This window comes from Flavobacterium aeripolare, assembly GCF_013294025.1.
In the GTDB taxonomy this organism is placed as follows: Bacteria; Bacteroidota; Bacteroidia; order Flavobacteriales; family Flavobacteriaceae; genus Flavobacterium.
In genome coordinates, this window is the sequence record NZ_JABSNL010000008.1 from 56,532 (window position 1) to 72,746 (window position 16,215).

The window sequence follows — 16,215 nt, forward strand, 5'->3', positions numbered from 1 at the left end:
GAATAGTTACAATAGCGATAAGAAACAGTGCGCTTTTACTACTCTTAATTTTTAGGCTTATAGCTACTTTTTTATCTATATTGCAATCTCAAACGATATCGCATGGACATAAAAATAAATAAAAACAAAGAATTATCGATTACCGAAGCTTTAATCCCGGTTCTAGCCTTGATCATAATGTTAGGATACAATGTATATGTATATGGTGACGAAGCCTTGAGCGGAAGTAATCAATTTGTTTTAATTTTAGGTGCTGCGGTGGCTGCAATTGTTGGTTTTTTTAATAAGGTGACTTATCAAAAGATGATGGACGAAGTAGCCGAAAATATACGAGCTACTGTAGGCGCTATTTTAATCTTATTAATGGTAGGCGCATTAGCTGGAACTTGGTTAATAAGCGGCATTATTCCTTCAATGATCTATTACGGACTCCAAATATTAAGTCCGTCCATATTTTTACCCGCTACTTTAATTATTTGTTCGATAATCTCTATTGCCACAGGAAGCTCTTGGACAACGAGTGCCACTGTAGGTATCGCTTTAATAGGTGTTGGTGGCGCATTAGGATTTGATTTAGGAATGGTTGCTGGAGCGGTTATTTCTGGTGCTTATTTTGGAGACAAACTATCCCCTATGTCTGACACTACTAATTTGGCTCCGGCTATGGCGGGAACAGATTTGTTCACCCACATTCGCTATATGACATTAACAACAATACCAACTTACATCATCACGCTAATTTTGTTTATAATACTCGGCCTTTCAGTGGATATAAAAGGAGATGTAAACATTGCTAATTTACTAGCTGATATTTCTGCTTCTTTTACGGTATCGGCATGGTTGTTTCTAGTTCCTGCAATTGTAATAGGTCTTATTGTTAAAAAAACTGAACCCCTAATTGCTTTGCTTATAGGGACCTTGCTTGCTGCTGTTTTTGCCGTTATTTTTCAACCGCATATTTTAAACCAAATTGCTGGTGTAGAAACAATGACTTTTAAATCGGCTTATAAGGGAGTGATGGATGCTATTACAGGAAAGGTGGTGATACCCACAGAAAATAAAACATTAGCAGATTTATTTACCTCGGGTGGTATGCAAAAAATGCTGGGGACGATCTGGTTAATTATATGTGCCATGGTTTTTGGAGGAATAATGGATGCTATAGGTGCTTTGGCAAGAATAAGCCAAACGTTACTAAAATTAGCCCACACCACTTTTGGTTTGTTTGCTTCGACTGTAGGAAGTTGTTTGGCTTTGAACATCACTGCATCAGATCAATATTTAGCCATTGTAGTGCCGGGGAAAATGTTTGCAAAAGCATATGAAGAAAAAGGCTTAGCTCCCGAAAATTTAAGTAGAACCCTGGAAGATTCTGGAACGGTAACATCGGTATTAATTCCTTGGAATACCTGTGGAGCGTATCACGCAGGAACATTAGGAGTGTCTACTTTTGATTATCTTCCGTATGCCTTCTTTAATATTTTGAGTCCGTTTATGACCTTGCTATTTGCCGCTTTCAACATTAAAATTAGACAATTGGCTACAGCCAATAAAAAATAAATTAACCACTACAAACGAACGCTTTAGCTAACCATTTGATAGTTAAAAACTTATGCAATAATTCTTACTAAAAATAGTCTAAGACTATCAATACATAAATTTATATAATCGTTAGTTATTTACAAAACTCGCTTTATTATTTACTTTTGTATCATCAAAAATAATTAATATAAAATATAATATTATGTCATTAGTAGGAAAAAAATTCCCAAGTATTGCAGTAGACGCTATGTCGGAAATGGGTGATGATTTAAAAATCAACATCTTTGATGAAGCAGTTAACAACAACAAGAAAGTACTTTTGTTTTGGTACCCAAAAGATTTTACTTTTGTATGTCCAACTGAATTACACGCTTTTCAAGCTGCCTTACCTGAATTTGAAAAAAGAAATACTATCGTAATTGGTGCTTCTTGTGATACTAACGAAGTACACTTTGCTTGGTTAAACACACCAAAAAACAATGGTGGAATCGAAGGTGTTACTTACCCTATCCTTGCAGATACTAACAGAAATTTATCTAACATTTTAGGTATTCTTGACATTGACTCAACTGAGTACAGTGAAGAAACTGATTCTGTTATTATCGAAGGTTCTAATGTTACTTTTAGAGCTACTTACCTTATTGACGAAACTGGAAAAATCTTCCACGAAAGTGTAAACGATATGCCATTAGGTCGTAACGTAAACGAATACTTACGTATGGTAGATGCTTACACACACGTTCAAGTAAACGGAGAAGTTTGTCCTGCTAACTGGGAAGCTGGTAAAGAAGCAATGAGTGCTGATAGAAAAAGTACTGCTGAATACTTAAGCGCAAACTAAATTATTAAGAGTTACAAAGTCTCAAAGGTACTAAGCTCTTGAGTAACTAGTTACAAAGTTTTTAAAACTTTGAGACTTTGTACTTTTTCAATGTTGATAATCAATATAAAAACTTTGCAACTTTGCCTCTACGTAACTTTGCAACTAAATAAAAAAAACATGTTAATAGATTTAACCGAAGACACATTAGCTGATATCGTTAGCTCAAACAATAAAGTTGTAGTACAATATTCTGCTTCATGGTGTGGGAACTGCCGAATCATGAAACCTAAATTCAAGAAATTAGCAACAGAAAACGAAGCGGTAACTTTTGTACTAGTTGATGCTGAAAACTCTCCTGAATCAAGAAAACTAGCTAACGTAAGTAACTTACCTACTTTTGCAACTTTTGTAGATGGTAAACTAGTAAACGAAAAGCAAACAAACAAGCAAGAAGTACTAATTGAATTAGTGAACGAAATCGTTTAATTTATTTGTTTAAAGTGCCATGCTGTTACTGTTGATTGAGACGTTTAATAATTCATTAAAGATCTCTCTCTTAAGCGAAACATAACTTTAAACGTTTAAAACTTTAAACTTAAACTAAATAAAAAAATGAAATTACCTGTAATAAAACATTTAACGCAATTCATAGAAGATAACGATCAAGATTATATCATTGAGACAATCGACGTACTAGAAGCGATGACAGAAATTCCATCACTAAAAGACGAAGAGTTAGATGTTATAGGAGAATTAATTTCGAATATGTACGGCGCTCTTGAAGTCCATAAAATGGTAAAAACAGGCACCGATAAAAAGGAGGCTTTGAATACCTTCATGAAAAGAGTTATGGGATCGATAGACAAATAATTGTAGACTTCCCCATTTTTTAAAAACAAAACGTACTTCTAACAGGTGCGTTTTTTTTGTTTTATAGCTTTTCTATAGCAAACTCCCTTGCGGAACAATACTTTATAAAACTTAAACGTTAAAACTTAAATCTTAAATAAATTTCATACTTTTGAACCTTAACAAACACCAAAAAAAATGGCATCAATTACATTAGGAGGAAATCCAATACATACATCAGGAGAGTTACCAAAAGTGGGATCAAAACTAGCTGATTTTAAATTAGTGCAAAACGATTTATCAGTAGCTACATTAAGTGATTTTGCGGGTAAAAAAGTGATTTACAATATTTTTCCAAGTGTTGATACAGGAACTTGTGCTGCGTCAGTTAGAAAATTCAATCAATCTGCTGCAAATTTAAGCAACACAGTAGTTTTATGTATTTCAAGAGACTTACCATTTGCTCAAAAACGTTTTTGTGGTGCTGAAGGATTAGAAGATGTGATCAACTTATCTGATTTTAAAACTGGAGATTTTGGTAAAGCAAACGGTTTAGAGATTGTAGATGGTCCTCTAGCTGGATTGCACTCTAGAGTTTTGATCGTTACAGATGAAAACGGAACCGTATTGTACACAGAGCAAGTTGGCGAAATTGCTGACGAACCAAACTACGAAGCAGCGTTAGCAGTACTATAATATTTCAATTTAATGGAATTTCAAAAAGACAATTCTTTCTTCACAGGGAGATTAAAAAGCGTCAATTATGCGCTAAAAGGTGCCATCAAACTAATCACAACAGAACATAGTGTGATGGTACAATTTAGCCTAGGAATAATAATGGTAATCGCAGGGATTTTTTTCCAAATTACAGCAACCGAATGGCTATTTCAAACATTAGCAATAGGTATGGTAATGAGTGTCGAAGGTTTAAATACTGCTATTGAAAAAATAGCCGATTTTATCCACCCAGACTACCATGAAAGAATAGGTTTTATAAAAGATATTGCTGCCGGTGCTGTTTTCTTTGCAGCGATTACCGCAATAATCATCGGTTTAATAATTTACATGCCAAAAATAGTATAGGCAAAAGTACACTCCATAATGGCAAAAAAAACAAGAACAGCCCCTACTGATAAAAAGAATAATGCTAAAACAACTAGCACAACCCCTAAAAAAAGAGTAACCAAACAGCATAAAATAGTGTTAGGCGCATTATTAGTATTGTTTGCTATCGTTTTATTGGTCGCATTTGTTTCTTTCTACATTCACGGTCAAGAAGATCAAAGTGCTGTAAGCGCTTTTACTGACCGTACCGAAGAGGTTCAAAACTGGTCAGGGAAATTTGGTGCCTATCTAGCCAATCTCTTCGTATACAATGGTTTTGGATTAGCTTCTTTTCTATTTGTACGCTTGTTTTTGCTAACCGGAATTTACCTTGTAGTAAGTTTACCAGTTAGAAAATTAAAGTCAACGTGGTTTTGGGATCTGTACATGATGATTATCCTATCTATACTATTAGGCTTTTTTGCTACTTCCCTACCTGAATTGGGAGGAGTCGTAGGATACGAACTAAATTTATTCTTGCAAGATTACATCGGGAAAACAGGAACATTATTACTACTGTTTTTTGCTGTAATCGTGTATATTATTTTCAAATTAAAAGTGTCTCCAGAAAAAATTCAATCCTTTTTCGAAAGCACAAAAAAAGACTTAAAAAGCGATCTTTCGAGTATTAAAACAACGTCTAATAATACAGATGCTGCTTATAATTTAGAAGAATTTGAAGTTAAGGAATCGGATGGTTTTGAGCCAGCAGTAGCTACAGCAGCTGCACCTAAACCTTCTCAATTCGAAATCAATAAAGAATCTTTAAAACCTACTATTTCTCATTCTTCTGAAATCAAGAGAGAACCAGCAGCGTCACAAGAGATGTCTCTTGACCGCAACAGCCCACCTCCTATTGTAGAAGAAGCCACAGATAGTTTTGTAATAGAAACTGCTGAGGAAGAAGTAATCATCGAAGAAAATCTTGCTTCGAGATTGGTATCTGATTTTGGTTTATTTGATCCTACTTTGGATTTATCCAACTATAAGTACCCTACAATAGACCTTTTAAAGGAATATTCTACAGGTGGAATTACTATCAATCAAGCAGAATTAGAGGAAAATAAAAACAGAATTGTAGATACGCTTCGTAATTATAAAATCGAAATTGCCCAAATTAAAGCAACCGTAGGACCTTCTGTGACGTTATACGAAATTGTACCAGAGGCGGGAATCAGGATTTCGAAAATTAAAAATTTAGAAGACGATATTGCCTTATCACTTTCGGCATTAGGGATTCGTATCATTGCTCCTATCCCAGGAAAAGGAACGATTGGTATCGAGGTACCTAATAAGAATCCTACTATTGTTTCTATGAAAAGTGTTATTGGCTCAGCCAAATTTCAAGAGGCAGAAATGGAACTACCTATTGCACTTGGAAAAACTATTTCGAATGAAACCTTTGTAGTCGACTTGGCAAAAATGCCCCACTTATTAATGGCGGGAGCAACAGGACAAGGAAAGTCTGTTGGTTTAAATGCTGTATTAACATCATTGTTGTACAAAAAACATCCAGCCGAAGTAAAATTTGTTTTGGTTGACCCTAAAAAAGTGGAGCTTACCTTATTTAACAAAATCGAAAGACATTACCTAGCCAAACTTCCAGATACCGAAGATGCGATTATCACCGATAATGCAAAAGTGGTGAACACCTTAAATTCACTGTGTGTAGAAATGGACAACCGTTACTCTTTATTAAAAGACGCGATGGTACGTAATATTAAAGAATACAATGACAAGTTTAAAGGTCGAAAATTAAACCCTGAGAACGGACACCGTTTTTTACCTTACATTATATTAGTAGTCGATGAGTTTGCCGATTTAATTATGACAGCAGGAAAAGAAGTAGAAGTTCCTATTGCTCGACTAGCTCAGTTAGCCCGTGCGATTGGTATTCACTTAATTATTGCTACACAAAGACCATCGGTGAATGTAATTACCGGTTTAATTAAAGCCAACTTCCCTGCGAGGATAGCTTTTAGAGTTACCTCAAAAATTGATTCACGAACTATTCTTGATACACAAGGTGCCGATCAATTAATAGGTCGTGGAGATATGTTGTACACAAACGGAAACGATGTTGTACGCGTTCAGTGTGCCTTTATTGACACCCCAGAAGTAGAAAAAATTACAGATTTCATTGGATCACAAAAGGCGTATGCCACTGCTTATTTATTACCAGAGTTTGTAGGTGAGGAAAATGGCATCAATCTTGATGTAGATATTTCCGAGAGAGATACTTTGTTTAGAGAAGCGGCAGAAATTATCGTAAATGCACAACAAGGTTCAGCATCATTATTGCAACGTAAACTAAAATTAGGGTACAACAGAGCGGGTCGTTTAATTGACCAACTCGAGCAAGCTGGAATTGTAGGACCGTTTGAAGGTAGTAAAGCACGATCTGTAAACATCCTAGACTTAACGTCTCTTGATCAATTTTTTAACAATGAACAAAATAATTAAGACCATGAAAAAATTAATTCAGATTGCATTTATTATCCTTTTTAGCTTTTCAGTTCAAGCACAAGATAAAAAAGCTAAAGCCCTTTTAGATCAAGTGACTACTAAAGTTAAAAGCTATAATAATATTGTAATTGATTTTAAATATTCATTAAACAACGCTAAGGAAAACATCAATCAAGATAGTAAAGGAAATGTAACCTTAAAAGGCAATCAATATGTATTGAACTTTATGGGAATTACTAAAATTTATGATGGTAGAAAGAACTACACTATCGTTCCTGAAGATGAAGAAATTACCATTTCTAGCGTGAATGAAAACGACGATAATGCTATTACACCGTCTAAGATGTTAACTTTCTTCAATAGCGGGTACAAGTATTACATGGATATTATTCAGGATGTACGAGGTAGAAAAATTCAATACATCAAATTAATTCCTACAAATCCTAAAGATCAAAGAAAAGAAATTCTACTAGGTATCGATGTATCAACAAAACATATCTATAATTTGATAGAAATGGGGAAAAAAGGAACAAAAACTACTTTAACCGTTAATTCTTTTAAAACGAATCAGCCATTGTCGAAAAATCAATTTATCTTTGCGCAAAGTAAATATCCAAATTACTACATCAATAAATTAGATTAGATTATTAGGTGAAAATTCTTGACAAATACTTATTAAAAACATTCTTGATTACATTTACTACGGTATTTGTAATCTTGTTTTTTATATTCATACTGCAAACCGTTTGGTTGTTCATTGCTGAACTAGCCGGAAAAGATTTGGACTTCGTTTTAGTCCTTAAATTTTTGATGTTTTCAATGCCCCGTATCATTCCATTGGTGCTGCCATTGTCGATTCTGCTAGCGTCTATTATGAGTTTTGGTAACCTTGCCGAAAACTACGAATTTGCAGCCATGAAATCTTCAGGAATTTCGCTTCAACGCTCGATGCGTTATTTGACCGTGTCGATTCTTTCCTTGAGTATACTCGCATTCATTTTTGCTAATAATGTGATTCCCTACGCGGAGTTTAAATTTATTAATTTTCGAAAAAACATCGCTCAAGTAAAACCAGCCTTGGCTATAGCCGAAGGACAATTTAGTGATGTGGGACTCTACAACATCAAAGTCGACAAGAAATCTGGTGAAAACGGAAACTTCCTTTCTGGAATTACCATTCATAAAAAAGCCACCGGTGGAGACGGAAGTAAAACAGTTATAAAAGCAGTTAACGGAGAGTTGATTAGTAGTGAAGCCTCTAGCATTTTACAGCTTGTTTTAAATAATGGAAATTACTACGAGGACATTACTCCTAAAAAGTATGAGGACCGTCAGAAGCTGCCTTTTGCCAAAAGTTCCTTTAAAAAATACACCATCAATATCGATTTATCAAAGTTGAATCAGGTTGATGTAGATGAAAAAGATGTGGCTAGTACGAATACTATGCTAGATGTCAACGAACTACAATACACCATAGATTCGTTGAACACAAACTACAAAACAGAGATCGTTTCTTACTCAGAAAACATCAATTTACGCACCGGAATACAAGGAGCGACGCCACCTTTAAGTACTAAAGCCTCGTATAAACCGAGACAGGTTCCTGCAGACATTTTATCTAAATTTAGCAAAGAGAAGCAATCAGAGATTCTTAAAATTGCTAGTAGTAATTTAGTTAGTACCAACTATTCTATTGATGCAACCAAAGTAAATTTAGAAAACAAACAAAAAAATATTAACAATCACCTACTCGCTTTCTACGACAAATTTGTCATAGCATACGCTTGTATTATGATGTTTTTTATAGGTGCTCCATTAGGTGCCATCATTAGAAAAGGAGGACTTGGACTTCCTATTATCTTTGCGGTTTTAATCTTTATATCCTTCCACTTTATCAACACCTTTGGTAAAAGAATGGCACAGGAAAATGGTATTACGCCATTTCTAGGTGCTTGGATGTCGTCTATAATATTAACGCCGTTAGCTGTACTATTAACGTATAGAGCTACAAATGATATAGGATTAATAAGTATGGATGTTGTGCTAACTCCTTTCCAAAAATTATTTAAAAAATTATTCCCACCCAAAAAACAAGCGTAACATGCTGACTGATAAAATACAATTGAATACCATTGAAGAAGCTATTGAAGACATTCGTCAAGGAAAAATAATCATCGTTGTTGATGATGAAGATCGCGAAAACGAAGGGGATTTTCTCGCTGCTGCCGAAAAGGTAACTCCAGAAATGATCAACTTTATGGCTACTCATGGGCGCGGATTAATTTGTGCTCCTCTTACTGAAAGCCGTTGTAAGGAACTTGGACTTCACGTGATGGTTAACAACAATACTGACCATATGGAAACTGCTTTTACAGTATCTGTAGATTTAAAAGGTCGCGGAGTAACAACAGGAATTTCGGCTGCCGACAGATCGCTTACCGTAATGTCTCTTGTTGATCAAGATACTAAACCTCACGATTTAGCACGCCCTGGGCATATTTTCCCACTAATCGCTAAGCAAGGTGGCGTTTTAAGAAGAACTGGTCACACTGAAGCAGCAATTGATTTTGCTCGTTTAGCAGGTTTTAAATCAGCGGGTGTTATTTGCGAAATCATGAATGAAGACGGTTCTATGGCACGTCTACCACAGTTAGTAGCTGTAGCTAAAAGATTTGACCTGAAATTAGTTTCTATCGAAGACTTAGTTGCTTATAGAATGCAACATGATAGTTTGATTGTAAAGAAAGATGATTTTGATATTCAAACTCGTTTTGGAACATTCCGTTTGAGAGCATACGAGCAAACAACTAACAAACAAATACACATTGCTTTAACGAAAGGAACTTGGAATTTAGGCGAACCTATATTAACAAGAATCAATTCGTCTCAGGTAAATAATGACTTGCTAGGTACCTTAACAAATGATGCGGACAAACAGCTAGACGATATGTTTACAGCGATTAACAAGCAAGGAACAGGTGCTGTAATCTTTATCAATCAAGACATGCAAGCCGTAAATTTATTAAGCCGCTTGACTGAATTGAAAAGCTTGCAAGAAGGAGGCCAAATGAAAGCACCAAAAATCATTATCGACAGTAAAGATTACGGAATTGGAGCGCAAATTTTGCACGACATCGATATCTCAAAAATTAGATTAGTGAGTAATTCAGTGCAAGAAAAACGTGTAGGAATGATAGGTTACGGCTTAGAAATAACAGAATACGTAAGCTACTAGGTACTTTTTTAAAAATTATTTTATTTTTTCTGTTTGCTAAAAGCTGGAAAATGAAACGATTAAAAAATAATTAAAATATTAGCTCATTTTTTTATTCGAAAAGGGTAAAAAAACCAAAAAAGCAACTTATATTTGCACTCGCAATCAGCAATGATAGCGAGTCACTGGAGAAATGGCAGAGCGGTCGAATGCGGCAGTCTTGAAAACTGTTGACTGTAACAGGTCCGGGGGTTCGAATCCCTCTTTCTCCGCAAAGGAAACCCGAAACGAAAGTTTCGGGTTTTTTGTTTTTAAGATTATGACAAAAGTTTACTTTTGGGAATAAGCTTAAAAACAAAAAACAAAGTCAAAATTTATTTTGAGTTGGGTTTTATTTGTAGGTCTCCCCTTCTGGGATCATGAAATAATCCCTCTTTCTCCGCAAAAGAAACCCGAAACGAAAGTTTCGGGTTTTTTGTTTTTAAGATTATGACAAAAGTTTACTTTTGGGATTAAGCTTGAAAACAAAAAAGAAAGTCAAAATTTATTTTGAGTTGGGTTTTATTTGTAGGTCTCCCCTTCTGGCATCATGAAATAATCCCTCTTTCTCCGCAAAAGAAACCCGAAACGAAAGTTTCGGGTTTATTGTTTTTAAGATTATGATAAAAGTTCACTTTTGGGAGTAAGCTTGAAAACAAAAAACAAAGTCAAAATTTATTTTGAGTTGGGTTTTATTTGTAGGTCTCCCCTTTTGGGATCATGAAATAATCCTTTTGCCTCATAATGATAGGAATAATTACACTTGGCCACAAATAGTTTTACGAGAAAAATATCACTAAAACTGGGTATAGGCTTATTATGCTATTAAGTTTACATTTGCCTATTCTCATTCAAACGCAGAATTAACTTGAAAAAGTTTTAAGAATTAGATGCTCTACAGTATTTAATTGACAAATCTTACTTTTTAAAGTCTTATAAAAAGTTATAATGTGCAACAATCACCAAATCAAAATCATGAAAAAAAGCTTTACTTTAATCGTATTAACATTATTTATTAGCACGGCATTATCTGCACAAAAACTTAGTTTAAATGATTTATCTAATCTATGTAGTAAGAAAACTTGGCAAGATGTAAACCAGTATATGTTAGTTAAAGGATGGACATATTATGACTCTACTAAAGGAGATACTGATAATTATAGTACCATCACTTGGTCTTACAATAAAGAGTCATATAGCAACAAAGCACAAGCTTGGTTTTACATATACACATTTGACGATTACCCCAACAAAATTTCCTATAACGTATTCAATAAAGCTTCTTACTTGTTAATACAAAATTCTCTCGTCACAAATGGATTTAAAATAGTTGACAGTGAAATACAAGATGAGATGGTAATTACAACTTATGCAAACGCTTCATACAGACTAATTATAACAAATTCGAAAACAACAGAGGATAAATGGTCAACTAGCAGTGTAACTTCATATAATATAACGCTCATTAAAAAACTAGGTATTTACGACAACGCCAATGGTAAAAAAGTGGACTACTATGATGACGGTACAGTTAAGTCAGAATACTCATTAGTTAATGGAAAATTAGATGGACCTTATACTTTTTATGATGAATCTGGAAATATTAAAAAGACGGGAGGCTTCAAAAACGGTCAGATAATAGGAAAGGTAATTGAGTACAATAAAGATGGAACTAAGGATAGTGATTATTATTTTGTTAATGACAAAATGAATGGCCTCTCTACTTCATACTATTATGATAGTGTAACCAAGCTATTGACTGCTAAAGAGGTTGGATACTATGTTGAGGATGAAAAGGAAGGTATATGGGATATAAATATAATAGATGAAAAAATAGAAAAACGATTGTTTTACACAACATACCATAAAGGTATTAAAGAAGGTGAATTTCAAGAAGTGCAAGGGGACACTCTCATTAAAGGAAGCTATAAAAATGACCTCCTTAATGGCGCTTACAAAGTTTACATAGATCCAATTAAATCTTTATTAGAAAAGATAATAAACACCAAAATTGATGATTTAAGATTAGCAGAAGAAGGTCAATATTACAATGGCAAAAAAACAGCTTATTGGAAAACCTACGATATTTCAGCGAGTTTAATTTCTGAAGGTAATTATCTTGATGGAGACAAAACTGGTGAATGGAAATTTTACAACCCTAACTATGTAAAAGAAAATGGAACTCCTGAACCTTTTGCAAAGAAACTACTACTACAATCAAACTATGTAAATGGTAAGTTAAATGGTAGATCAGAACGTTTCTACATGGCGAAAACTTCAAATTATCCTTGTCGCGACATTGACAATAATCACGATAAAATAGATAGCTGTTTTACAACGACAGTAAGTAAAATTCATGAGGTGATGTTTTATAAGAATGATTTACTGCATGGTAATTATGAATTAAGGGATTCTATAAATCAAATTAAGTTAAAAGGGCAATTTGTTAATGACTTGAGAGAGGGTAAATGGACCTCTTATTTAGATAAGAATATTGTAGATGAAGAAATAGAATATAAAGCAGGTCTTAATGATGGAAAATACATCGTTTATGATGTAAATTACAGACCTTCTATAATAAAAGAATTCCAAAATGGCTTGTTCACGCAATCAAAATTTTATTTAGGAGAAGATAAAAAAATAGTTTTGCAGCTTAACGTTATAGACCGTTACAGCAATCATGTAAAAATAAAACAGATTGATTATCAGAAAGATGGCGTTTTATCTAAAGTATACTGGATGAAAAATCTTGGTGATGATGAAGTTTCCTTAGATTCTAATTTTTTAAAAGGTAGAGACGATATTAAGAACTCTGATACTATTTTTGCAGATGGAGACTACCTCTTAACTACTTTAGATAACCGACCACTCTTATCAGGTGTGCTATATAAAAACAAGAAATTTGATACGTGGACAAGCTATTACTACGACCAGAAAGTAAAAATAGAAGAGAAATATATTAACAATGCTGTAGTTACTGAGATCTACTTTAACATAGATGGCACTTTATTTTCTGGTGAATTTGAATTTTTTGATGGAAATTTAAATGTAAAAGAAGTACGAAAAATTAAAGATGGCTTACGTAATGGTAAAACTTCCTATATAGATAGTACTACTAATAAAACTATAAGAAAAGAAAATTACAAAGAGGGAAAATTAAAGTCATAGCTTTATTTCACTATGGATGAATAATAATACTTAAAATATAGAAGACATTCTTTCGATCTTACACTCGTTATAATGAAATATTTTACCGTATTTTTAACCTTTATATTCAAATAAAAACGGAGCTTAAAACTTCTTATTACATACAAAATTTACAATGTCCGACAAAAAATTATCCCTAGATACCCTAGAAAGCTGGCTTTGGGATTCAGCTAACATATTAAGAGGAAGCATTGATTCTTCTGACTTTAAGAATTACATCTTTGGATTACTGTTTCTAAAACGTTCCAACGATGTTTTTGAAGAAGAGGTAGAAAATATTATGAATCGTGACGGTGTCTCTCGTGAAGAAGCCGAAGACGAAACCTATTTCCAGATGCCGATAGAATCTCGATGGGAAACCATTAAAAAAGAAACTGAGAATATTGGTATTGTTTTAGATAAAGCTTTTGCTGGTATTGAGCGTGAAAACACATCATTAGAAGGCGTTATGACCGCTACCAAATTTGGAGATAAAGAGAAACTATCTGACGAATTATTACAAAGGCTTCTTAGACATTTCAATCAACATTCACTTAGAAACTCTCATTTGGAATCGAATGATTTGTTGGGCGATGCCTATGAGTATTTGATAAAAATGTTTGCCGATGATGCTGGTAAAAAAGGGGGCGAATTCTACACTCCTCGTGGGGTGGTGCAGTTGATTGTACAACTAATTAAACCTGAACCGAAACAAAAAATCTACGACCCCACTTGTGGATCTGGTGGTATGTTGATTGAATCGGCTCGATATATTGCAGAGCAACCCAACGGAAAAGTAGGTAACAATGTAAACGTATCGCTTTTTGGTCAAGAAAAAAACCTAGGTACTTGGGCAATTGGTAAGTTGAATATGTTGCTCCATAACTTTATGGATGCCGATATTAGAAAAGGAGATACCTTAATTACTCCCCAACACAAAAATGAAAATAACGAACTAGAATTGTTTGACCGAGTGATTGCCAATCCTCCTTTTTCTATGGATGGTTGGTGGACTCCTGCCGAAAACTCGATTGAAGTAAAACTCGACAAAGACGGCAAGGAAAAGAAAATTTCGCCTAATTATGCCAAAGTAGTTACTGACCCTTATGGACGTTTCCAATATGGAATACCGCCAAGAGGTTATGCCGATTTGGCTTTTTTACAACACATGATAGCCGTTTTAAAACAAGATGGAAAAGCGGGTGTTGTTTTACCACATGGTACTTTGTTTAGAAGTGGTGCCGAAGGATTGATTAGAAAAGGATTACTAGAAGCCGATTTGGTTGAAGGAATTGTTGGTTTGCCTTCTGCATTGTTTTACAATACAGGAATTCCAGCTTCGATTTGGATTATTAACAAAAACAAAACCGAAGCCCAAAAAGGAAAAGTAACCATCATTGATGCCAGTAGTGATTATAAAGAAGGTAAAAACCAAAATGAATTATTACCCGAACATCTTGATAAAATTGTAAAAGCCTATGATGGCGCTACCGATGTAGAAAAATACATGCGTATTGTAAATGTAGCTGAACTGGCTGAAAACGATTACAACCTTAATATTTCTCGTTTTATTGATACAAGTGAAGCCGAAATTGAAGTGGATATAAAAGCAGTTCATATTAAATTGGACGCTTTAGAAAAAAGAGAAACAGAGATTGATGCGAAGTTGGCTGGATTTTTAAAAGAGTTGGGGATATGATAGAAGGATATAAAGATTCTCCTTTAGGAAGAATACCTAAGACTTGGATAATTTCTTTTTTATCCGAATTTACTGATGAAATAACAGATTATGTTTCTGCTGGAAGTTTTGCTAACCTAAAAGAAAAAGTAACTGTATTAAATGAGCCAAATCATGCTGTTTATGTAAGATTAACTGACTTAAGAAAAGGACTTGGTCACACTGAACAAAAATATATAGATGAAGATAGTTATAAATTTCTATCCAAATCAAATCTTTATGGAAGAGAGATATTATTTGCAAATATAGGAGCAAATGTAGGAGAAGTTTGGATTATGCCCAATATTAAACAATTAGCTTCAATAGCTCCTAATATGATTTTAATTCGTGCAAATAATGAAAAGGTAAATCCAGAATATTTACATGCTTATTTATGCTCCTCAATTGGTCTAAGTCAGATTTACAAAATTATTGCTGGTAGCGGGCATCCAAAAATTAACAAAACAGAATTGAGAAAGTTATTAGCTATTCTCCCACCGCTCCCAGAACAACAAAAAATAGCCGAAATATTAAGTACCGTTGATGAAAAAATTGAAGTAATAGATCAGCAAATTACCGAAACCCAAGAACTCAAAAAAGGTTTAATGCAACGCTTGCTTACCAAAGGCATTGGTCATAGCGAATTTAAAGATTCTCCTTTAGGGAAGATTCCTGAGAGTTGGGAGGTTGTGAAATTAGAAGAAATAGCAGACGTTAAAGGTGGAAAAAGATTACCCAAAGGAGAGACGTTATCTGAAGAAAAAACTTCACATCCATATATAAGAGTTGCTGATATGTTTATGGGTGGAGTATCGCTACAAAAGATACTTTACGTTCCAGAAAACATTTTTCCATTAATTAAAAATTATACTATTTCAAAAGATGATTTATTTATTTCAGTCGCTGGTACACTCGGAATTGTAGGTGAGATTCCTGCTGAATTAGATGGAGCAAACCTAACAGAAAACGCTGATAAATTGACCAATTTAAAAATTAACAAGTCCTATCTATTGCAAGTATTACTTTCGCCACTTGTACAGAATTCAGTTCTAAAAGAACAAACAAACAATGCTCAACCAAAACTTGCATTAACTAGAATCAAAACTTTTGAAATAACAAAACCACCTTTGGAAGAACAACAAAAGATAGCAGCTATTTTAAGTTCGGTTGATGAAAAATTAGAAGTTTTAGCCGAAAAGAAAGTAAACTACCAAGAACTTAAACAAGGCTTGATGCAGCAATTGCTTACGGGTAAGATTAGGGTAAAAGTGTAAT

General features: G+C 34.1%; 13 protein-coding genes and 1 tRNA gene. All 14 read left to right on the top strand.

What is annotated here, in order from left to right:
- Window positions 1–102: 102 nt before the first annotated feature.
- The 14 genes from nhaC (at window position 103) to HNQ00_RS10305 (ending at window position 16,214) form a co-directional block, all read left to right on the top strand.
- Window positions 103–1,560, top strand: a complete 1,458-nt coding sequence (gene nhaC / locus HNQ00_RS10240) for a Na+/H+ antiporter NhaC (protein ID WP_173838356.1) — start codon at window positions 103–105, stop codon at window positions 1,558–1,560.
- Window positions 1,561–1,744: 184 nt separating this feature from the next.
- Window positions 1,745–2,383: a peroxiredoxin gene (locus HNQ00_RS10245; protein WP_173838358.1), complete on the top strand. Its 639-nt coding sequence runs from the start codon at window positions 1,745–1,747 to the stop codon at window positions 2,381–2,383.
- Between the two features lie 159 nt (window positions 2,384–2,542).
- Window positions 2,543–2,851: a thioredoxin family protein gene (locus HNQ00_RS10250; RefSeq protein WP_173838360.1), complete on the top strand. Its 309-nt coding sequence runs from the start codon at window positions 2,543–2,545 to the stop codon at window positions 2,849–2,851.
- Between the two features lie 126 nt (window positions 2,852–2,977).
- Window positions 2,978–3,235, top strand: coding sequence for a DUF6952 family protein (locus HNQ00_RS10255; RefSeq protein WP_173838362.1), 258 nt, complete (start codon window positions 2,978–2,980; stop codon window positions 3,233–3,235).
- A gap of 177 nt (window positions 3,236–3,412) precedes the next feature.
- The gene (gene tpx / locus HNQ00_RS10260; protein WP_173838364.1) at window positions 3,413–3,910 is read left to right on the top strand and encodes a thiol peroxidase; all 498 of its coding nucleotides are present in this window, start codon (window positions 3,413–3,415) and stop codon (window positions 3,908–3,910) included.
- Window positions 3,911–3,922: 12 nt separating this feature from the next.
- The gene (locus HNQ00_RS10265; protein ID WP_173838366.1) at window positions 3,923–4,297 is read left to right on the top strand and encodes a diacylglycerol kinase family protein; all 375 of its coding nucleotides are present in this window, start codon (window positions 3,923–3,925) and stop codon (window positions 4,295–4,297) included.
- 18 nt (window positions 4,298–4,315) lie between these two features.
- Window positions 4,316–6,781, top strand: a complete 2,466-nt coding sequence (locus HNQ00_RS10270) for a DNA translocase FtsK (RefSeq protein ID WP_173838368.1) — start codon at window positions 4,316–4,318, stop codon at window positions 6,779–6,781.
- A 4-nt stretch (window positions 6,782–6,785) separates the two neighbouring features.
- Entirely contained in the window at window positions 6,786–7,427 is a 642-nt protein-coding gene (lolA1, locus tag HNQ00_RS10275; protein WP_173838370.1) for an outer membrane lipoprotein periplasmic chaperone LolA1, read from the top strand.
- Window positions 7,428–7,435: 8 nt separating this feature from the next.
- A complete protein-coding gene (locus HNQ00_RS10280) occupies window positions 7,436–8,884 on the top strand; it encodes an LptF/LptG family permease (protein ID WP_173838372.1) in 1,449 nt (482 codons plus the stop codon).
- A 1-nt stretch (window position 8,885) separates the two neighbouring features.
- On the top strand, window positions 8,886–10,019 hold the full coding sequence (ribB, locus tag HNQ00_RS10285; protein ID WP_173838374.1) for a 3,4-dihydroxy-2-butanone-4-phosphate synthase: 1,134 nt from the start codon (window positions 8,886–8,888) through the stop codon (window positions 10,017–10,019).
- Between the two features lie 166 nt (window positions 10,020–10,185).
- Window positions 10,186–10,270, top strand: a tRNA-Ser gene (locus HNQ00_RS10290).
- A gap of 742 nt (window positions 10,271–11,012) precedes the next feature.
- Window positions 11,013–13,205, top strand: a complete 2,193-nt coding sequence (locus tag HNQ00_RS10295) for a toxin-antitoxin system YwqK family antitoxin (protein ID WP_173838376.1) — start codon at window positions 11,013–11,015, stop codon at window positions 13,203–13,205.
- Between the two features lie 154 nt (window positions 13,206–13,359).
- A complete protein-coding gene (locus HNQ00_RS10300) occupies window positions 13,360–14,922 on the top strand; it encodes a type I restriction-modification system subunit M (RefSeq protein WP_173838378.1) in 1,563 nt (520 codons plus the stop codon).
- Window positions 14,919–16,214, top strand: a complete 1,296-nt coding sequence (locus HNQ00_RS10305; RefSeq protein ID WP_173838380.1) for a restriction endonuclease subunit S — start codon at window positions 14,919–14,921, stop codon at window positions 16,212–16,214. The genes HNQ00_RS10300 and HNQ00_RS10305 overlap by 4 nt, the downstream gene beginning before the upstream one ends.
- Window position 16,215 lies beyond the last annotated feature (1 nt).